This is a genomic window from Rothia sp. HMSC071B01 (assembly GCF_001808945.1).
GTDB lineage: Bacteria > Actinomycetota > Actinomycetes > Actinomycetales > Micrococcaceae > Rothia.
The window spans coordinates 567,180-586,314 of record NZ_KV795073.1; the positions used below are offsets into that span (position 1 = coordinate 567,180).

Sequence of the window (19,135 nt, forward strand, 5' to 3'; positions counted from 1 at the left end):
CCACCGCAGGATGTACGACGCACCGCACACAAATATAGGTTTACTTCACCACATGCTCGGCAAGGTTCTTAACACCCTGCCACTTCTTCGCCAGGGCCGCCTTCGGCAGCAGAGTCAGCGCGTGAGCGCGCGAAGAGAAGCGAATACGAGCCACGCGGGCAGCCTTCGTCCAACCCAGGGCAGTCATCTCATCAGCAATGGTGTTCATGTAGCGGCGCTCCTCATCAAAGCGGGTACCCTCCAGGGCACGCCAGGACGAGTCAGAACCACCGTGACGACGGTACATGAACGCAACCTGCGGATCGTAGTACAGGGAGCCGCCACGCATCGTAATGTCCAGAATCAGCGCCATATCCTGCACAACGTTCAGGCCCTCACGGAAGCCGGTGCCCACGATAGCGTCTTTACGCCAACCCAGGGACGGGAAGTAGAACCACGCGCCGCGCAGCAGGGAGGTAGCCAGCTCCTCACCCTGCAGAACAGCCTCACCCTTGGGACGGTAGAACGCCTTAGTCTGCTCCACCAGAGTGTTCGACAGGCCGTTGTTCTCATCAATCACGACCACGCCGGGCTGGAAAATGGATGCCTCAGGGTGCTTCGCCGCCGAATCCACCAGCCACTGCACATAGTTGGGGAGCATGACGTCATCAGCACCCATGACGGTGACCAGGTCATTCTCTACGAAGGTCAAGCACTTGCGGTAATTACCGTTCGCGCCCAAGTTCTTCTCGTTACGCATGTAGGTGATGCGCTCATCCTTCAACGACTCGAACCAGCCGGGAATCGAATCATCCGGGTAGCCGTCATCAACAACAATCATGCGCCAGTCCGGGTTGGTCTGACCGACCACAGACAGCACAGCCTGCTTCATCATGGCAACGTCGCCGTAGTAGGGGAACAGAATATCAACGGTCATGAGGTATTACTCCAAGCTCAAACGTGTAGAAACGTATAAAAATCAGGGGCTTTAGGGCTTCTTCTGCTCTCGCTCCGTAGCGCGGGAAGCGCCCTGCGGCTGACGCTGAAGAGCCTTCATAATCGCAACTTCTTCAGCGAGGGTACGCATATCATCCGTAATCTTCGAGATAGCCAGGGTCAAGTGCAAGCTAATACCCATCAGCATAATAATCGCCAGTAGGAACAGCAGGTTGACCGGGGTCTCAATACCCACCAGACGCGAGAGGGCATCCAAAAGCTTCGGGAAAAGCGCTAGCACAATCATGATGACGCCAACGATAAGCCACAGTGCGGCGTACTTTTCCTTCATCTTCTGGTTGCGTACCTGCGCCAGAACGAGAACCTCCATCACCACCACGATGAGAAGGAAGAAAATATTTGCACTCATTTACTTAGACCCCACATTCGTTTTCTGGCGAGTCATCGACATGCCAAACGAGAAGAAAGAACGAACCAGGTACACCGCAGACTTCCACGGGCTTGAAGAAGGAGTACCGCCCTGACGCTCACGCATCTCAACCGGCACCTGTTTTACAGTCAAGCCAGAACGAATCGCCATCACGCAGGCATCAATACAGTCACCCAGATACTCTGCAGGCAGATGCTCGCAATACTGCTCAATCGCCTTGCGATCTGCTGCACGGAAGCCGGAGGTGGCGTCGGTGAACTTCTCGCCTGAAATCATCGTAAACATACGGGCCAGAACCACCATCGCCCACTTACGCGGACCAGACACCTTATAGTTCGTCGCCTCAGCAAAGCGGGAACCAATCGAAATGTTGACGTCCTCCAGGCCAGCAAGCACAGTGCGGATACCCTTCGGGTCATGCTGGCCATCAGCATCAACCTGAATCGCGCAATCATATCCAGCTTGGCGAGCATACTTGTAACCGGTGCGCAAAGCGCCACCGATACCCATGTTGTAGGGAAGATCAATCACGAAAGCGCCGGTAGCGCGCGCAATCTCAGAGGTGCGGTCGGTGGATCCATCATTGACGACCACCAGATCGACCTCAGGCATCATGCGGAAAAGTTCTTCAATTGTGCCCCCAATAACTTCCTCTTCATTCCACGCGGGCATAATGATGAGGGGTCGAGGGGTCTGCTTAAAAGTCTCTGATTCCATGCGGTGCTATCTCTTGTGTATATGGCATACGGAAGCTAGTATGCACACAAAGGCATACCGGTTTTACATCTTATCAGCACTCTCTTAACGACGCTCGAAGTAGCACCGCAGGGGTGGTCTAGTCTCCACGCCACCCCCGCAATACTTCAGGCAGCCCAAAAGTGCCAGATACTAGTTATTATCGCAAGCGCTAATGCGGTACAGAGTCATCGGACCCGAGGAGTACACCGGGGTCAGCACGTCCGTGTCGATAGCAGCTACGAGGCCGTCGTAGTTTTTCTGTGCGTCTGGGCCGAAGTTCAACTGGTTCTCCAGGTGAACGTACCAGTGGGCCTTGTACTTGTTCACTTCGCGGCACACCTCCGGATTTGTACGAGCGTCCTTGAGGTTGTGCATAATCGCCGAGTACTTGGGTGAAGTCTCAAACTCGAAGTGGTATCCCGTCAGGTGACGATCTGCCAGCGCGTAAATATAGGCGCTACCGTCCCAGGGGTTGTTCACAATCACATCGCCCTTCGGCACAATCTTCGGGATTTCATTAATAACGTTCATCTCATCCTGATTCAGAACCACAGAGGTCGGGGTCACTCGGTATTCCTGCGATACCGCCAGAGTTGTCTCCTGTACCGAGGGTACACGCGAGGATAGGCCCGCAACCGCGAGCACCAGCACCATGGCGGCACCCATCATTGCCGGGGCAACCTTCGCGTGCTTCTCACGCGGAATATAGTGCATGATGCGTACGAAGATGCCCTCCACGGCACCACCCAGGCCGATACCGGCCAGGACTACTGAGGGGAATACCACCAGCGCCGCCAGACGGAAGTGGTCGGTGTACCAGGGAGCAACCATCAACAAGCGGAACTCACCGCGCGGCACCGAGGCGGACACAATCCATAGGTAACCAATCAGCACCCAGCTGGCAATCAGCCACAGGTTGCGGTGCTTGTACAGCAGGTACCCCGCGCCCCACAGGGCCAGGAAACCGGCCAGATACGAGGGATTGAACGTATCTCTCAACTGATTGGCGTTCTCCAGACCCAAGAAGAGGAACTGGTAGAGCGCCTCACCTTCGGTGAGCATAGGCTCCCACGTGTTGCTGGCAGATGCGCCAGGACGCAGGAACCACCAGGCACCCACACACCCAAGAATTACCAGCCCGAGCAGAGCGGATCCCACCCACTTCTGGCGAGAGGCCAGCTCGCGCGAGCGCACTACCCACGTCACCCCGGCCAGCACCAGCGGCAGAGCAAAGACCACAGCAGACACCACCGCGTTCGGATGCACAAGCGCTAGACCCGCGACACCCACCAGGGCGGCAAGACACAGGGAAAGCAGAGCTGCGTACTCGCCGCGCACCATCACCTGCACCAGGCATACCATGAGTGCCACAAATGATGGCACCAGAGCGTAACCCAGCAGATTCGGGAAGAGCACACCCCAGCGCAACAACAGACCGGGGAAGGCGGCAAAACCACAGGTCAGCGCAGGGATTGCCAACGCCTGCAGGCGACGCAGCTTCGGGATGCTCAGGCTTAGCGCCACCAGCGAGCAGGGCCACAAAATGCTGGCAGCCAGTAACACGGTCACGATGGTGGCAGTCGCAATGCTCGTACCCGTAGTGCTATAAATCAGGGACACAAAATCATGCCAACCCGCCGGGTAAAATGCCGGTTGCTGGTCTGCCGCAGATACCGCACCCAGGGTCAGGCTCGACGCGTCGCCGTGCTCCTGAATCCAGCGGATTGCATTCATATGGAATGAGTTATCCAGGCTCTGCGAGAACGCCTCAGGCCCGTAGACCATGTCCTCGGTCATGTGCAGCACCAGGAATCCGCCTAAAACAGCACCCACCACCGGCCACGCCACAGGAACATCATTACCCGGCCACGAGGCAGACGCCAGAGCAGGCCAACGGCGACCCACCAGCCACATGAGACCAGCAGCCGCAGCCACCAACACGACCGCGACCACTACGAAGGAAATCAGGTTCCACGCAATGCCGGTCTTACCCAGCACAATTGCCGAGACGGCAATCAGGGCAAAGGACAGGAGCGGAGAGAGGAAGACGCGCAGACGTGCGGGAACACGCAGCGCCCAGCCCATTGCATAGCCGGGGCCAAAAGCCAACACGACCGCAAAAAGTAGCAGCGGAATAGTTGCCAACCAGCTCATTAACCTTCTTCTCCCCACAGTTCACGCACCGGAAAACCCCTCAAATACGGGGGTCGGTGCGCTTTCGCGTACCAAGCAAGGATACCCTAGAGCCCTCATCACCCCCGCGAAACCCCGCGGAAGAGAGAGGGACAGCACCCAAAACCAAGCGTTCCGAGCCTTTCACGGGGTGCCCCGCAGAACACCTCCGGGACGCTCCCAACCGGCGAAGAATATGACGTAATATTTCACGCTCAATGTCACGAAAGGTTCACCTAAGAAACATAGGGCAATAAATAAGGTGTTCAGCACCCATTAGCTTTACCCTGAAACATATCTCCCCTTAACTAAAGGGTCGCCCCGAGCAAACACCACAGGACGAACCCTCAAACGCAGCCGCAGAAGAAAGGGTCGATCATGACCGAAACCATTGCAGCACAGGCACCCCTCGCCGACACCTCCGAGCAGTTCAAGCTCGCCTTCGGCCACCAGCCCGCAGGCGTCGCCATCATCACCGCAACCGACGAAAACGGCGCACCCGCAGGTTTCACCGCCTCCTCGCTGACCTCCGTCGCCGCAGAACCGCCCATCATCGCCTTCTCCCTCAAGGCCAACAGCGGCTCCGCAGCAAAGATCGCGGCAGCATCCTCCTTCCTCGTGCACATGCTCGACGCTGAGAATGTCACCCTCGCGAAAAACTTCGCAACCCACGACTACCCCCGCTTCGACGACCCCAGCACCTGGGAATTCGTCCACACCGGCGAGCCCCTCGTCCACGGCGTGCGCCGCGTACTGCGCGCAACCCCGCTCAGCCGCGTTGAGGCAGGCCCCGCACTCGTCTTCACCGCACAGGTTGAAGAGTTCATCCGCAACGACTGCGAAGGCACCCCGCTGGTCTACCACTCGCGCAACTTCCACGCGCTGGGCGACCACTCGAACGTGAACAACTACAGCATCTAACCCCGCACAGGGGTCACGGGGCGGTATTCGACGACCATGAGGCGACGAATACCGCCCCGCGGCGTACCCTGAACATAAAAGCGACCGCGGCACACGACAGCGCGCAGCAACACAGCGCACCCAACACAGCACAGAAGGAACAGTCATGACGGCTCAAACCACCCAGCCCGCATCCCTCCCCTGGCTCGAAAAGCTCATCGCGACTCCCACCATCTCCGGCAGCTCCAACCTGGAGCTCATCGAGCTCATCGAAGCCGAATTTGCCCGCTACGGCTACAGCGGCGTGCGCACCTACAACGAGGACGGCACCCGCGCCAACCTGCTGGTCACCATCCCTGCCGCTGACGGCACCACCCGCGGCGGCGTTATCCTCTCCGGTCACACGGACGTCGTACCCGTCGCCGGTCAGGCGTGGGACGCCGACCCGTTCACCCTGCGCGTGGAGGGTACCCGCGCCTACGGCCGCGGTGTCTGCGATATGAAGGGGTTCCTCGCCGTCGCGCTCTGGCTGCTGCCGCGCGTTGCTGAGGCGAAGCTGCGCACTCCCCTGCACTTCGCGTTCTCCTACGATGAGGAAATCGGTTGCGTCGGTGCACCCTCCCTTATCGAGGAGTTCGTGGCGCGCGACCTCGCCCCCGACTACGCGATTGTTGGTGAGCCCTCCAGCATGCGCATTATCGACGCGCACAAGGGCGCACACCGCGGCCGCGTCACCTTCACCGGCGTGCCCAAGCACGGCTCCCTCGCCACCCATGGCGTGAACGCGGTTGCCGCAGCAGGCGAGTTCATCACCTTCTTCACCGACATGGCGGACCAGTGGGAAGAAGAAGGCCCGTTCGACGAGTCGTTCATCATTCCCCACTCCACCGGCAGCGTGAACCTGGCAACCGGCGGCCTGCAGTACAACATCGTCGCTGAGCAGGCGGTCGTAGAGTACGATGTGCGCACCCTGCCGCAGGTGACCACCGAATCCTTCGTGGAGCGTATTGACCGCGAGCTTTCGGAGGTCATCCTGCCCGACCTGCAGGCGCGCGCCGCACGCGCCGAAAAGCTGACCGGCGCGGAGCCCGGTAGCCTCACCTCCCGCGTGGGCGTGAAGCACGAGCTACTCGCCGCCGTGCCGGGCCTGGGCACCGAGGACGACGCACCCATCGTGCACCTCGCCCACGAGTGGCTGGGCACCGACGGCGCACCGCAGAAGGTCACCTACGGCACCGAGGCCGGCCAGTTCCAGCGCGCCGGCGTGCAGAGCATCATTTGCGGTCCCGGCGATATTGCCCAGGCGCACTCCCCGAACGAGTGGATTGAGCTGGAGCAGCTGAGCGAATGCGAGCGCTTCTTCGAGGCGATTCTCGACTGGGCGAGCGCCAAGTAGTAGCCGTGTAGCGGCGTAACAGCCAGTCCACCGCGGTTCGCAAGAGCCGCAGTTAGAGCCGCATAAAAATTACAGAAACTGCCCGGGTACCCCGTGAGGTGCCCGGGCATTTTTATGCTGATGGCAAGTGGTGTGGGCGGGTGCTGATGGCGGGGGTGAGTGTTGGTTTGATCGCGGGTTTATTCGTGAGTTTCTCCATGGGTTCAACCGCGAGTTTATGGAATGAGTCCAAGTTGTGGACTATGACCGATTTTCCCCTCATTCGCCACATTTATTTTTAAACGAAAAACCCGAAAAACCGCTTATGTCTAAGGGTGAAATAACACAAAAGTATTGCCCTTCTAGGGCATTCAGGGTTCCATAGATGCCAAAGGTTTAAACACGCCACTCGGGCGGCATAACCCCACACAAAACCACACCTCCCTCACGCTCGGCACTGCGCACCCGACCGAATCCCGGTTTACCACCCGCAGTTCACTACCTGAAGGACACCCCGTGTACACCATCAGCCCCTACCTCGCCGAATTCCTCGGCACGCTCATCATGTGCACCATCGGCTGCGGCGTCATCGCCAATGTCGAACTTCGCCGATCCAAAGGCCACGGCGACAACTTCTTCACCATCGCCTTCGGTTGGGGCTTCGCCGTCACCTTCGGCGTCTACGCCTCCCACGCCTATTCCGGCGGCCACCTCAACCCCGCTGTGTCTATCGGCCTGGCAGCGTTCGGCGAGTTCTCCTGGGAGAAGGTCCCCGGCTACATCATCGCCCAGGTACTCGGCGCAATGGTCGGCGCCGGACTGGTCTACCTCAACTACCTGCCGCACTGGAAAGCAACCGCCGACAAGAAGATTAAGCTCGGCGTTTTCGGCACCGTCCCCGCTATTCACAACTACTTCACCAACGCCCTCTCCGAAATGATCGGCACGTTCATGCTGGTCTTCTCGGCACTGTACACCGGCGTAAACTTCAAGCCGTCCATCAGCGGCGGTGTGGAACTCTCTCTCAACCTCAACGACGTGCTCAAGCCCCTCGCCTTCGGCTTCATGGTCACCGTACTCGTCATCGGCCTGGGCGGTCAGACCGGCTACGCCCTGAACCCCGCCCGTGACTTCGGTCCGCGCCTCATGCACGCCCTGCTGCCCATCCACGATAAGGGCTCCTCGCGCTGGTTCTACGCGTGGGTTCCGATCTGCGGCCCGATTGCCGGCGGTTTCATGGGTGGCGCATTCTTCAAGCTCTACTACGAGGGTCAGGTCAGCCCGTGGCTGTTCGTCTCCAGCGCCCTGGCGATTGCGGTTCTGCTCTTCGCGTGGTGGGCTAATAGCCACCTGTACCGTGCACCCAGCTCCGAGGTTATCCCCGAGTTTGAGGATACCCACGCTACCGCGGCGGCACGCGCGGCAACCTACACGCCGACCGGCTCCATGCCGATTCTGCTCCCCGAAGAGGTGAAGGGCAACCGTAGCACCCGCGTCGTGAACCGGCTGACCGAGGACGAGTAGTCTTCCCACCCGAGAACTTCCCTGTCTAGGGTTTCATCTAAAAACGGCGAACCCCTCATTTTCATGACCTGCACAATATCGGTCAGGTTATGAAAATGAGGGGTTCGTTGCGTCTACCTCACGGAAGGAGGTTCATTCAGGGGTGCCGAAAAGAAATACAGTCTAGAAAGGTCCTAGCTTAGGAATAAAAAGAGTCATCTCCTGAACGATATACTCTGCATCTTCCAAAGCCTCTTCAGCTTCCTCCACAGCTATAGGCTCATAATCTAGACCAGGATACTCAACCTCATGGCGAGTTCGACGCAGGCGAGAATACAGCTTACCCACCGCATCATGAGGGCCTCGCTGAGCACGCAAGGCATCACCCACCACGATATGACCTCCCCGAGTAGTCGGACGCAGACCCTGCACCGCCAAGGCGGCAGTCATGGCTAGTCTCGAAGCATCATAGAGGAGCGTATAGGCGCCTTCCGGATCATCAACTACCAGACGATGCGCCGTCTTGAGATGCCGGCGAGCACGCAACAACAGGCCTTGAGCATACTCACGATTTACAACGACCCGCTCCAGCTCGCCAGATTCAATCAGCTCAAGAATGCGTTCCCGGCCTACAGTCCAGGGACCCGGGGTTGGGGCATTAGGCTTCAGCGTGGACATCATTCACCTCCAGCTGCCCAAAGAGAACCTCCATAGGACGCGACCGCACAGTCTGCACGAAGCCATCCTGCGAATTCCAAGCCTCAGGAGATAGCCGCTTCACGTTTACCTCATAGCCAAGCTTCTGCTCAGCATCATCGATAGCCTCATACAGCTTCTGCCGTGAAGGGGAGCCCACAACCAGCACATCAATATCGTTCGGCACGTGCCCAGCCACCCCAGAACGACGGCTAGCCCACGAGCCATAAATAGCGGCACCCTCAATATTGGAAACACCCTGCAAAGTATCCCGGAGCACCGGAACAGGACCATAAGTTACCAGAATCAACTGACGCATCGCCTGGCCCACCGGATTATCAACCTTGGCTTGCACCATACGGGTCCTACCAACATTCTGGACAGTCACCAAACCGGACTGTTCCAGACGATTCACCTCTCGGGAAACAGTCGGCAATGATGCACGTGTCGCATCAGCAATCTGTGACACCGTGTATTGCTGCTCAGGGTGAGAGAACAACAATGCCATCACTTCACCCTGCAGGTCGCTACGCAAGATAGGAAGGAGGCTAGGAGCAGATGTTTTCATAACATGAATTATATCAATCATGTTATGAAAACGTCTGGCGATCCGAGAATCTACTAGGCGGCGGTAGCCATTGCCAGCGCCCGGTCATGCTTAGCCGCGCGACGCTTCTGAATCGCGCGCACCACCCAGATGCAGACCGCACCGAGAACCGCGCCAGCAGTGTTATTCACAATGTCATCCACATCGAAAGTGCGGTAGGTGAAGCCCGCCAGGCCCCAGTTACCGGTCAACTGGCTCAACTCAATGAAGCTCGACAGCGCGAAGCCACTCAGCGCCGTGGCGCGCAGACCCCAGCGCAGGCAGCCCGCAGTAAAGAAGCCCAAGGGGATAAACATGGCGATATTGAAGAAGAGCTGCGCATACACGGTCGTTGCGAAGCGGCGCAGACCCATGCCGGCAGTCAGATCCCACGCCTGCTGCCAGCTCCAGCCCACATAGAAACGCGGGTAGTACAGCTCGGGGTTCGTGACGCTATTGGAAGAGCCAATCGGGGTCAGCGTCAGAGAAAGAATAGAAGCAAGGAACAGCGCAAAGGACGCGGTCAACAGGTACTGGCGGATGCTGTGCGCTCGACCGGTCTTCTTGGTGCGCAGGCGCATACCAATAAATCCGATGATGGAGAGCGCGACAGTAAGCGCCGCAATCTCGATGGCGAAGGTGCCAATCATGTGTTTATTCAGTAGTTCCTGCATGCCGTGTGTTCCTTGGGTCGTGAGAGTGAGTTATATGAACCCCACCTGCATATATGCCTGTTCTAACATATATTCTTGGTGGTATATAGCGGGTTACAGTTCATGCCCGCCGCATATCGTTCACCACCAGTGTAAAAGACCGCTCTATGGCTCACCCTAGGCGAAACTGTGAAAAAGCTGTACACGCACCCAAACACGCCATGAGAACCACCACAGCCGGTGCCGTCAGTACAGAACATCCGGCGGGAACACCGGCGCAATATACCGACCAAATAGCAACACAAACAGCAACGCACCCGCCAGAGCTGCCACCATCGCACCCACAACCTGCACCAGGAACAGCATCAGAAACTTCACCATCTTGCCCTCAGAACGGGCGGTCAGCGCCTCCACCATGGCGGTCGAAAACGTCGTAAACCCACCCAGCAGACCGGTCGTAATCACTGTGCACCAGAACGCCACCTGATCCGTGGCGTTATAGTGCACCCCCAGCGCGCGAGGATTAGACACCGGCATAATCAGCAGGCCGTACAGGAACGAGCCCACCAGGTTAATCACGAACACCGGGCTAATAATCGACGACTCCGTACGCAGGCGAGGCGACATCGCCTTATCCAAGAAGAAACGGGTCATCGCACCCAAACCGCCGCACAGGAAAACCATCAGAGCAAAAAACATTAGCGGCCCTCCTCAACATCACGGGCGGGCACCAAGCGAGACGCCACAAAACGACCCGTCAGCATGCCCGCCGCGGCGGCAACCAAACCACCCACCAGCAGCACCGCCACAGCCAGCATCATGTACGTGTAGTTGATGGTGTACGGCAGAAAAATCGTCTGCGCCAAAACCGCCGCAATCGACGAATATGTCGTATAGCCACCCATCATGCCGGCACCAAAGAGCAGACGGAACGAATGAATCCGCTCCTCACCGTCACGGCGCGCGTAGGCGTTCCACACCATCGTTAGCAGGCCCAGCGTAAACGAACCCAGCAGGTTCGCCACCAGCACGCCACCGGGAGTGTACACGCGGCACAGCGCCCCCGTGCCGCCGCCCAAAAAGACAAGAAAAGGGGCAGGCACACGGTTCAGAACGGCTCCTATCCGCTGTCGGATACTCGCGCGGTTCCTCATCGCCGTGTACCTGCCCTTTCGCATCGCATAAGTCTTTAGAGTGCGCTGTAGCGCACACTAAATACTTTACCCTTCCCCGAGCTTGTTACCCGAGTCAGTAGCGGCAGACTCGCGCTCATGCTGAATCTTCTCGCTCATCTTCTCACTCAGGGCGGCGCCCTCAACATCCATATTCGGAGTGAGGCGATCCAGCCACTTCGGCATCCACCACGCCCTATCCCCCAGCAGAGCCATAATCGCCGGGGTCAGCGTCATGCGCACAATGAACGCATCCACGAGCACACCGAACGCCAAACCAAAGCCCATCGGACGGATCATCGTCGAATCAGCAAAGATGAAGCCGCCAAACACCGAAATCATGATGATCGCAGCAGCCACCACCACACGCACCGCATGGTTGTAACCGCTCACAATGGCGGTCGCTGCATCCTTGCCGTGCACGTACGCTTCACGCATGCCAGTCACCAGGAACATCTGGTAATCCATGGCAAGACCAAAAAGAATACCGATGAGCAGGGTCGGCAAGAACGACAACACCGGACCCGGGTGATCAACGCCAAAGAGGGAACTCATGAAGCCCAACTGGTAAATCGACACCACGGCACCGAAGCTCGCCAGCACCGAGAAGAGGAAGCCCACTGAGGCAACCAGCGGAACCATAATCGAACGGAACACCAGGATCAGCACCAGGAAGGACAGACCCATCACCACGCCCAGGTACAGGGGCAGCTTCTGCGCGAGCACCTCGGAGACGTCAATATTGCCGCTGGTCTGACCCGCAATACCGAGAGACACCTCAGAGCCCTGAACCGGAACGGTCACGGCTCGCAGCTCGTGGACAAGCTCTTCAGTCTCCACGGAGCTTGCACTGTGGGCAGGAATCACCTGGAAAATCATGAGGGTACGATCATCAGTCATACCGCCGGGAACCACAGCCTGCACGTTCGCGCCGCCGCGTTCCTTGACTGCAGAGGCGATATCAATCTGCGCCTGCTGAGCCTGCTCCTCACTCATGTTCGCGGGGGTGTGCGCGACCGCGACCAGCGGGGCGCTCATACCCTCACCGAACTTGTCCTTGACCAGCGCGTACGACTTGTACGCGGCGCTATCGGAGGGGTAGTTCGAGGCGTCCGGCAGGCCCAGGCGCATCTGAGACATGGGGGCGGCAACCGCCAGCAGCGCCAGCGTACCCACCACCAGGGTCAACAGCGGACGCGCCAGCACGAGGCGCAACCAACCGTTCGGCTTCTCGGTGCGTTCGGCATCCTGCACGCGGCGTTCCGCAATCTTCTGCGGGGTATCGATGGAAGCCCACAGCTTCTTAGACATAATCTTGGTACCCGCCAGGGACAGCACCGCCGGGGTAAGAGTCACCGCGATCAGGGCGGCAACAACCACGCAGAACGCGGCGGCATTACCCATCACACCCAGGAAGGGAATACCGGTCACGTTCAGCGCAACAAGCGCAATAATCACGGTGCTCGCCGCAAAAATCACGGCGTTACCGCTCGTGCCATTCGCCAGGGCAATCGCCTGGACCTTCGGCATGCCGTCCAGCAGGTTCGTGCGGTAGCGGTTCAGAATGAACAGCGAATAGTCGATACCGACCGCCAGGCCGAGCATCAGGCCCAAGGTGTAGGCGGTGGAGCTCATCTCCACGACGGACGAGAGGGAGAGCGTGCCGAGCACACCCACCACCACGCCTACCAAAGACATGAGAATCGGCAGGCCGGCAGCCACGAGGGTGCCGAGCATAACCATCAGCACGATGAAGGCGATGGCCATACCCGCAACCTCACCGGTGTGCGAGCCGCCGCCAAGCGCAGATTCACTCAGGTTCGCGTCGAACTGGACGGTCGCCCCGTGCAGGTTCGCCGACTCAATGTCGGACATGACCTTCTGCAATTCGGCGGACGGCACCTCGTAAATCTTCTTCTTAAACGAGACAGTCGCAATCGCCGTGGACTGATCCTCAGAGACCATACGGTAGCCGGAGGTGAAGTCGTAGAGCTTCTGCTGACGCTCCAGCTGCTCACGCTGTGCCGGCAGCTCACTCTCGGTCTTCTGAAGCTGGTTGCGCTGCTCGTCCAGCTTCTTCTTGCCCTCAGCCAGCTCCTCATTCTTGGAGGCGATTTCTGCGCGACCCGCGTCAACCTGCTTCTGACTCTCGGTCAGGGTATCGCGCTGCTGATTGAGCGCGTTCTGCTGCTCGGTCAGCTGCGCCTGCTGAGTGTTGAGCTGCTCGATCATGGCGGCGGGTGAGCCGGCCGTCTCCGCCTGGGCGTAGCCGTCCTTCAGCTGTGCCTGTGCGTCGTCCAGCTGCTTCTGCGCGGAGGCGAGCTGCTTTCGACCTGCACTAATCTGCTCCTGCGAGTCGTCGAGCTTCTTCTCGTTCTCGGCAATCTGCTTCATGCCGTCCTCAAGCTGCGAGGTAGCGGCATTCAGCTGCTTTTTGCCGTCCTCGATCTGGGAGGGGGCGGCGTCAATCTTGGCGTGCGCCTCGTCGAGCTGGGTTTTTGCTTCTGCAAGCTTGGAGGTGGTGGTGAACGGGTCGGTGACCGCATCCACGGAGGGTACCTCGCTGGGCAGTGCGCTCAGTGCGGCGGAGAATGCCTGCTTCTGCTCTTCGGTGAGGGCGGTGCCGTCACCGGTGGTGAGAATGATCTGGCCGGAGCCGCGGTTGGCGCTGGGGAAGCGCTGTGCGAGCTCGTCGGAGAGCTGCTGGGTCTGCGTTCCGGGCATGGTGAAGGTGTTGCTGAGCTTGCCGTGGAACGCGGTGTAGGCACCCGCTACACCGGCAATGATGAGTGCCCAGATGAGGATGACAGCCCATGCGCGACGGGCGGCGGCTTCACCGATGCGGTAGAGCCATGTAGCCATGATTCAGTCCTTTGAAGTTGAGTGAGTGAAGAGTTTGGGTGTTGGGTGCGCGTGGTGTTTGCCCTGCCGTTTTACCCAATAGTTTTGCCCTACACTACGAACGCTACTGCCTGTTTTTGGGCAAAAAACACCCCGCCCCGGGCACCTGCAGATGAGGTGCCCGAAGCGAGAGTGTTTGAGCGTTAACGCTATGGGGCTTAGCTTGCGAATTCGCCCTGGACCAGACGATCCAGGTAGTCGAGTGCTTCGAGTACGCACTGGCGCATTGCTTCAATGGCGAGTGCTTCGGGGTGGGTGCCTTCGGGGGCTTCCGCTGCGACCTTGACCGTCATTTCTTCGGCGCGGGTGAGGTAGTAGTAGACGCCTTCACCGATGGTTTCGGCGAGGTTGGAGGCGAAGACTGCCACGCGCAGGTAGGGCAGGTCGGGGTACGCCTCGAGGTACTGCTCAAGGAAGATGTCGTAGGTGCGCTCGAGGATGACGTGCGAATATTCTTCGAACTTCGCGGGGCTGTCCATTTCGAGGGCGTAGAGCAGGTGTGCGAAGGGTGCGATGTACTCTTCGAGGGTGTTGCTCATGAAGACCTTGCGGGCAATGGAGAGCATTTCGGCTTCCATGCTTGCGTTTTCACCGGAGATGGTGAAGTCGCATTCTTCGAAGATGCGGTTGAAGTACTGGTTCATGCGGGTGACCAGCACGTCGTCTACGGAGGCGAAGTGGTTGAAGATGGTGCGGCGGGAGACGCCTGCGCGTTCCGCGAGTGCTTCTGCGTTGAGGGCGCCGTAGCCGCCCTCGAGGATGAGGGATTCTGCTGCCTCAACGATTGCGATGCGGTTCTCTGCCTTGCGGGCGGAACGCTTGTCCGTGATGTTTGCGGGGGATTCAACAAGATTAGCCATGCTTTTTACAATACGCGCAATGTTTCACCGGGAGTAACTATTTGGGGGTTAGATTCACCACATATTTGCACTCAAGGCAATAAACTTGAAGTGCAGATTTAATCTTTACTCAACAAGCAATTTAGTGTTTTAGCACGTCAGGGCGCTATAACACCCCAAAAACGCGCACCAAGGGGCGGGGTATGCACAACACACCCCACCCCCTCGAGCACTCACCCGGCTACCCGCTCAGCGAGCCGCTCAGCAAGCCACCGAGCAGGCGCATTAGGCGCGCGCCGCCTCCAAAGGCAGACGCACCGTAAAGACCGTATGCCCAGGCTGACTCTGCACCTGAATCGAACCGCCGTGCGCCTGCACAATCGCCTGCACAATCGCCAACCCCAGACCGGTGGTTCCAACCGAACCGGAGCGTGCCTTATCGGCACGGGTGAAGCGGTCAAAAATCTTCGGCAAAAAGTCAGGGGCAATGCCCGGACCGTTATCGGTCACGGTCACCACGGCTTCACGGCGTGCAGTATCCACGGCCAGGCCAGCGGTCACTCGAGTACCCTCGTCCGTGTGCTTGCGGGCATTCGAGAGCAGGTTCAAGATCACGCGCTGAATCTGGGAGCGGTCGGCAACAACCTCAACCGGCTCGTCAGGCAGGTTCAGGTGCCATTCGTGGGTGCGCGCTGCCGCCTGCATGTCGGAGGTGCATTCAAGCACCAGCTCGGTCAGGTCAACCTGCTCAAACTTGGGTTCGCGACCCTCGTCCAGGCGAGCGAGGGTCAGCAGATCCTCAACTAGGCGGGACATACGTTCGGTCTGCGAGTCGATACGCGCCAGGGAGGACTGGCCGGATTCGCTGAGCGGCTCGGTCCAGCGGAGCATATCGGAGTACCCCTTAATGGCGGCAAGGGGCGTGCGTAGCTCGTGGGAGGCGTCCGCAATAAAGGCGCGAATCTGATGTTCGGTGCGTTCGCGCACCTCCAGAGCAGAGTTCACGTTATCGAGCAGCTGATTGAGGGCGTAGCCCACGGCACCCACTTCGGTGCGCGGGTCGGAATCACGCGGCTCCACTCGCACCGCCGAGGAGATGGTGTGCTCTTCCAGGTCCAGGTGCGCCACATCGGTTGCCACCGCGGAGACTCGCTCCAGGGGCTTCATGGTGCCGCGAATAATGTAAGAGCCCGCCACGCCGGCACCGACCATCACTGCGATGGAACCGAGGGCTACCACAATCACGAAGATGGTGAGGGTCTGCTGTACGTTGGCGAGCGGAATACCAACCACCTGAGCGTCGGCGCTGCTATTAGCCTTCGGGGTGATTTTGATGAGGTACAGGCCGGATTCCAGTTTGACCTCTCGGACTTCTTCTTTGGTGGCGTTCAGTGCCATGGTTCCGAGGGTTACCTGGTCATTGGCGGAGAGGGTTTGTACAGTGCCGTCCTTGGCGAGCTTGCTGGCGATTTCCACGGCACCTTCGGACTCAACACAGGTAATGATGGTTCCGGACGCCTGACCGGGCGCAAAGAGAGAGCTACTCTTCTGCAGGTCGCTGCAGTCCACTTCTTCTCGCTTGCCGTCTCGGGAGGTCGGCTGCACTACGCGGTGACTGGTTTCTTTGAGGTCGCTTTGTGCCTGCTGGTAGAGGGAGTTCTGCAGGGTCACGTAGGTGGACAGGCCAATGATGAGGCATGCAATGCCGAGGGCTGTCACGAGGATGGCGATAAGGCGCGAACGCAGGTGGGGTACGTACCCGAGCTCTTCGGGGGATGCCTCGGGGTTCCTCATGCTCTTCCAGGCTGCGCGTAGGCGCACGAAGAAGTTCCCCGGGGAGGGGGCGGCACCGTCTCGTGCGGGGGCACCCGCGCGCAGGGGGCGGGTTGCTTCGTTATCCGGGGAGGCGGTTTCACCGGGTGAGTAGGAGCCCACGAACATCCTTTCTTTCTATATTCGAAATACAGAATATAACTGATATGGCGCGGTATAACCGGGTGTTATACCGCGCCATATGAAGAGCAGAGAATAAACTTAGACGGCGGGACGCAGCACGTAACCGGCACCGCGCACGGTGTGAATCATCGGTTCGCGACCCACATCAATCTTCTTACGCAGGTACGAGATGTACAGCTCCACAATATTTGCCTGACCACCAAAATCGTAGTTCCAGACGTTATCAAGAATCTGGCTCTTGGAGACCACGCGCTTCGCGTTCTCCATGAGGTAGCGCAGCAGGTCGAACTGGGTTGCAGTGAGGTTAATCTGCTCGCCACCGCGGGTCACCTCGCGGGTGTCCTGGTTCAGCACCAGGTCGCCAACGACCAGCTCAGCATCATCAATGGAGGCAACACCGGAGCGCTGCACCAGGCGGTGCAAACGGATCATGACCTCTTCCATGGAGAAGGGCTTAGTCACGTAGTCGTCCGCACCGGCGGCAAGGCCTTCAATACGGTTATCAACCGAATCCTTAGCGGTCAGAAAGAGGCAGGGAACCTCGGGGTAGAACTTGCGGATACGGGAGAGCAACTCCAGGCCGTCGAAGCCGGGCATCATAATATCCAGCACAAGCACGTCGGGGCGCCAATCGCGCGCAATCGCGAGCGCGGAGGGGCCGTCGCCTGCGGACTGCACCTCCCAGCCGATCATTTTCAGACCCATGCTGACGAGTTCTTTGAGCATCTCCTCATCATCAACAACGAGGGCGCGGATGGGGCTACCGTCCGGATGCTCTAGTGTGGGAAGGTTCTTTGCGATTTCGGTTGCTTTGCTGCTCATGTGATTAAGGGTATCGCGATTTAGGGTTCGCGGTGAGGCGGGAGCCGGTTTTCAGCCGCAAACTTATGGAATGCTTGCCCGCGTCACAGCTGGGGCACAGCTTTACCCCGCATTTGCGCGTCAACCCTTCATGACAGCTTCAAACTTTCGGTAGAATTTGTACTAGCTTAGGTAACGCTCAATCACCTTTGCGTATCTTTTGAATTTGCCGTTTCTGTTCCGGCGACCAACACCCGCAAAGGAGGACACATGCGCATTAGCCGTATCTATAACAATAATGTTGTCCTCACTGTGGATCATTTGGGCAAGGAGTCCGTGATGATTGGTCGCGGCATTGCCTTTGGTAAGCGTAAGGGTCAGCTGATTGACCCGTCTGCGGTGGAGCAGACGTTTGTGCCGGAGCAGGGCATGTCGGGTGAGCGTTTGAGTATGACTCTGTCTGAGATTCCGGCGGAGATTCTGTCGATTGCCACGCTTTTGGAGTCGAAGGTGCGCGCCGAGGGTGCGCTGGAGCTGTCGAACTCGTTTATTCTTCCGCTGGCTGATCACCTGCACTATGCGGTGGTTCGTGCGCGTGACGGGGTGCGGGTGCAGTATCCGCTCGCCCCGGAGGTGACTGTTCTCTACCCACGCGAGGTGGAGTACGGCCGCGCAGTATTGGCGATGGTTCGCGAGCGCCTGAATGTTGAGCTGGACCCGAACGAGGCTATTCCCCTAGCGCTGCACCTGGTCAACGCGCAATTTGCGACGGCGGATATGTCTCAGGCATTCCGCATGACTGAGGTTTTCGCGCAGGTTTTTGAAATTATTGAGGCAAGCTACGAGCGCAAGCTCGACCCGGATTCAATGAGTGCGGCACGTTTTGTGACGCATCTGCGGTACCTGTTTGTACGGGCGAGCCGCACCTCCGCGAATCGCGCGGAGGATGTTGATGAGGTGTCGCAGCCGAGTTTGTTGGCGGCTCTTCGTGAGGATGCACCGCGCGCCTACGCGTGTGCACAGAAGGTTTTGCTGGTACTGCAGATGCAGCTGAAGCAGAGCCTGACTCGTGATGAGTTGACGTATTTGACGATTCATATTGCGCGTCTGGCGCGGGATATGTGGGGCATTAACGCGTAGCGCATGTTCGATAGAAAGCGACCGGGGGTTCCTGGTCGCTTTTTCTATGCCTCAGATTTTTCTACGCCTCGAAATCTATGCCCCAGAATCCCGGCGAGGGGTTCGGGTGGGGAATCTGGGAGTGAGGATTCTAGAGGGGGGCTGCCGGGCGGAATGTGGCCGTTAAAGGTGAGTTGCTATTTATATATACAACCTGTCACTAAATTGTCGTTTTCCTGGGTTTTTCTTCGCGCGTTAGCGCGTCGATTAAATTTTGAAATGACGGTTTTTAGCGGCGTCTTCCAGAAATACCATTCTGTGGACAGATTGCAGGAAAATGTGGGTTTTATATAAATCC

Annotated in this window: 17 protein-coding genes and 1 pseudogene; 4 read left to right on the forward strand and 14 right to left on the reverse strand. The window is 58.5% G+C overall.

Features of this window, described 5'->3' with window-relative positions; all coding sequences use genetic code 11:
• Nucleotides 1-40: 40 nt before the first annotated feature.
• The 4 genes from HMPREF2527_RS07295 to HMPREF2527_RS07310 form a co-directional block, all read right to left on the reverse strand.
• A complete protein-coding gene (locus tag HMPREF2527_RS07295; RefSeq protein ID WP_070507453.1) occupies nt 41-916 on the reverse strand; it encodes a glycosyltransferase family 2 protein in 876 nt (291 codons plus the stop codon).
• Between the two features lie 51 nt (nt 917-967).
• Nucleotides 968-1,345 carry a DUF2304 domain-containing protein gene (locus HMPREF2527_RS07300; RefSeq protein WP_005507976.1) on the reverse strand — a complete coding sequence of 126 codons (378 nt, stop codon included), beginning with the start codon at nt 1,343-1,345 and terminating at the stop codon, nt 968-970.
• Nucleotides 1,346-2,083, reverse strand: coding sequence for a glycosyltransferase family 2 protein (locus HMPREF2527_RS07305; RefSeq protein ID WP_012902671.1), 738 nt, complete (start codon nt 2,081-2,083; stop codon nt 1,346-1,348).
• 171 nt (nt 2,084-2,254) lie between these two features.
• A complete protein-coding gene (locus tag HMPREF2527_RS07310; RefSeq protein ID WP_070507455.1) occupies nt 2,255-4,258 on the reverse strand; it encodes a DUF6541 family protein in 2,004 nt (667 codons plus the stop codon).
• 396 nt (nt 4,259-4,654) lie between these two features.
• On the opposite strand from HMPREF2527_RS07310, the gene HMPREF2527_RS07315 reads away from it, so the two are divergent.
• From HMPREF2527_RS07315 to HMPREF2527_RS07325, 3 genes are all read left to right on the forward strand, one after another.
• Nucleotides 4,655-5,197 carry a flavin reductase family protein gene (locus HMPREF2527_RS07315; RefSeq protein WP_070507457.1) on the forward strand — a complete coding sequence of 181 codons (543 nt, stop codon included), beginning with the start codon at nt 4,655-4,657 and terminating at the stop codon, nt 5,195-5,197.
• A 145-nt stretch (nt 5,198-5,342) separates the two neighbouring features.
• Nucleotides 5,343-6,572: an acetylornithine deacetylase gene (gene argE / locus HMPREF2527_RS07320; RefSeq protein ID WP_070507459.1), complete on the forward strand. Its 1,230-nt coding sequence runs from the start codon at nt 5,343-5,345 to the stop codon at nt 6,570-6,572.
• Nucleotides 6,573-7,067: 495 nt separating this feature from the next.
• Entirely contained in the window at nt 7,068-8,075 is a 1,008-nt protein-coding gene (locus HMPREF2527_RS07325; protein ID WP_070507461.1) for an MIP/aquaporin family protein, read from the forward strand.
• A 162-nt stretch (nt 8,076-8,237) separates the two neighbouring features.
• On the opposite strand, the gene HMPREF2527_RS07330 is transcribed toward HMPREF2527_RS07325, so the two are convergent.
• From HMPREF2527_RS07330 to HMPREF2527_RS07370, 10 genes and pseudogenes are all read right to left on the reverse strand, one after another.
• Nucleotides 8,238-8,732: a HEPN domain-containing protein gene (locus HMPREF2527_RS07330; RefSeq protein ID WP_070507532.1), complete on the reverse strand. Its 495-nt coding sequence runs from the start codon at nt 8,730-8,732 to the stop codon at nt 8,238-8,240.
• Complete coding sequence (locus HMPREF2527_RS09910) at nt 8,713-9,108, reverse strand: nucleotidyltransferase family protein (RefSeq protein ID WP_049340077.1); 396 nt, start codon at nt 9,106-9,108, stop codon at nt 8,713-8,715. The genes HMPREF2527_RS07330 and HMPREF2527_RS09910 overlap by 20 nt, the downstream gene beginning before the upstream one ends.
• Before the next feature lie 24 nt (nt 9,109-9,132).
• Nucleotides 9,133-9,339 (reverse strand): annotated as a pseudogene (locus HMPREF2527_RS09985) (MarR family transcriptional regulator); the annotation flags it as partial.
• A gap of 32 nt (nt 9,340-9,371) precedes the next feature.
• Nucleotides 9,372-10,010, reverse strand: coding sequence for a VanZ family protein (locus tag HMPREF2527_RS07340; RefSeq protein WP_070507464.1), 639 nt, complete (start codon nt 10,008-10,010; stop codon nt 9,372-9,374).
• 225 nt (nt 10,011-10,235) lie between these two features.
• Nucleotides 10,236-10,688, reverse strand: coding sequence for a fluoride efflux transporter FluC (locus HMPREF2527_RS07345; RefSeq protein WP_070507466.1), 453 nt, complete (start codon nt 10,686-10,688; stop codon nt 10,236-10,238).
• Nucleotides 10,688-11,092 (reverse strand): fluoride efflux transporter FluC, encoded by a 405-nt coding sequence (locus HMPREF2527_RS07350; protein ID WP_231840273.1) that lies wholly within the window; start codon nt 11,090-11,092, stop codon nt 10,688-10,690. Before HMPREF2527_RS07350 ends, HMPREF2527_RS07345 begins: the two co-directional genes overlap by 1 nt.
• A gap of 117 nt (nt 11,093-11,209) precedes the next feature.
• On the reverse strand, nt 11,210-14,023 hold the full coding sequence (locus HMPREF2527_RS07355; protein ID WP_070507472.1) for an MMPL family transporter: 2,814 nt from the start codon (nt 14,021-14,023) through the stop codon (nt 11,210-11,212).
• 197 nt (nt 14,024-14,220) lie between these two features.
• Nucleotides 14,221-14,922, reverse strand: a complete 702-nt coding sequence (locus tag HMPREF2527_RS07360; RefSeq protein WP_012902663.1) for a TetR/AcrR family transcriptional regulator — start codon at nt 14,920-14,922, stop codon at nt 14,221-14,223.
• 264 nt (nt 14,923-15,186) lie between these two features.
• On the reverse strand, nt 15,187-16,842 hold the full coding sequence (locus HMPREF2527_RS07365) for a sensor histidine kinase (RefSeq protein WP_246824788.1): 1,656 nt from the start codon (nt 16,840-16,842) through the stop codon (nt 15,187-15,189).
• Nucleotides 16,843-16,935: 93 nt separating this feature from the next.
• Nucleotides 16,936-17,679 carry a response regulator transcription factor gene (locus HMPREF2527_RS07370; RefSeq protein WP_012902660.1) on the reverse strand — a complete coding sequence of 248 codons (744 nt, stop codon included), beginning with the start codon at nt 17,677-17,679 and terminating at the stop codon, nt 16,936-16,938.
• Nucleotides 17,680-17,928: 249 nt separating this feature from the next.
• Between HMPREF2527_RS07370 and HMPREF2527_RS07375 the strand changes: the two genes are divergently transcribed.
• On the forward strand, nt 17,929-18,798 hold the full coding sequence (locus tag HMPREF2527_RS07375) for a PRD domain-containing protein (RefSeq protein ID WP_070507474.1): 870 nt from the start codon (nt 17,929-17,931) through the stop codon (nt 18,796-18,798).
• Nucleotides 18,799-19,135 lie beyond the last annotated feature (337 nt).

Excerpts from the sequence above, each read along its gene's own strand:
- HMPREF2527_RS07295 (WP_070507453.1), bottom strand. The coding sequence starts at position 916 with ATGACCGTTGATATTCTGTTCCCCTACTACGGCGACGTTGCCATGATG.
- HMPREF2527_RS07300 (WP_005507976.1), bottom strand. The coding sequence starts at position 1,345 with ATGAGTGCAAATATTTTCTTCCTTCTCATCGTGGTGGTGATGGAGGTT.
- HMPREF2527_RS07305 (WP_012902671.1), bottom strand. The coding sequence starts at position 2,083 with ATGGAATCAGAGACTTTTAAGCAGACCCCTCGACCCCTCATCATTATG.
- HMPREF2527_RS07310 (WP_070507455.1), bottom strand. The coding sequence starts at position 4,258 with ATGAGCTGGTTGGCAACTATTCCGCTGCTACTTTTTGCGGTCGTGTTG.
- HMPREF2527_RS07315 (WP_070507457.1), top strand. The coding sequence starts at position 4,655 with ATGACCGAAACCATTGCAGCACAGGCACCCCTCGCCGACACCTCCGAG.
- argE (WP_070507459.1), top strand. The coding sequence starts at position 5,343 with ATGACGGCTCAAACCACCCAGCCCGCATCCCTCCCCTGGCTCGAAAAG.
- HMPREF2527_RS07330 (WP_070507532.1), bottom strand. The coding sequence starts at position 8,732 with ATGTCCACGCTGAAGCCTAATGCCCCAACCCCGGGTCCCTGGACTGTA.
- HMPREF2527_RS09910 (WP_049340077.1), bottom strand. The coding sequence starts at position 9,108 with ATGGTGCAAGCCAAGGTTGATAATCCGGTGGGCCAGGCGATGCGTCAG.
- HMPREF2527_RS07340 (WP_070507464.1), bottom strand. The coding sequence starts at position 10,010 with ATGCAGGAACTACTGAATAAACACATGATTGGCACCTTCGCCATCGAG.
- HMPREF2527_RS07345 (WP_070507466.1), bottom strand. The coding sequence starts at position 10,688 with ATGTTTTTTGCTCTGATGGTTTTCCTGTGCGGCGGTTTGGGTGCGATG.
- HMPREF2527_RS07355 (WP_070507472.1), bottom strand. The coding sequence starts at position 14,023 with ATGGCTACATGGCTCTACCGCATCGGTGAAGCCGCCGCCCGTCGCGCA.
- HMPREF2527_RS07360 (WP_012902663.1), bottom strand. The coding sequence starts at position 14,922 with ATGGCTAATCTTGTTGAATCCCCCGCAAACATCACGGACAAGCGTTCC.
- HMPREF2527_RS07365 (WP_246824788.1), bottom strand. The coding sequence starts at position 16,842 with ATGTTCGTGGGCTCCTACTCACCCGGTGAAACCGCCTCCCCGGATAAC.
- HMPREF2527_RS07370 (WP_012902660.1), bottom strand. The coding sequence starts at position 17,679 with ATGAGCAGCAAAGCAACCGAAATCGCAAAGAACCTTCCCACACTAGAG.
- HMPREF2527_RS07375 (WP_070507474.1), top strand. The coding sequence starts at position 17,929 with ATGCGCATTAGCCGTATCTATAACAATAATGTTGTCCTCACTGTGGAT.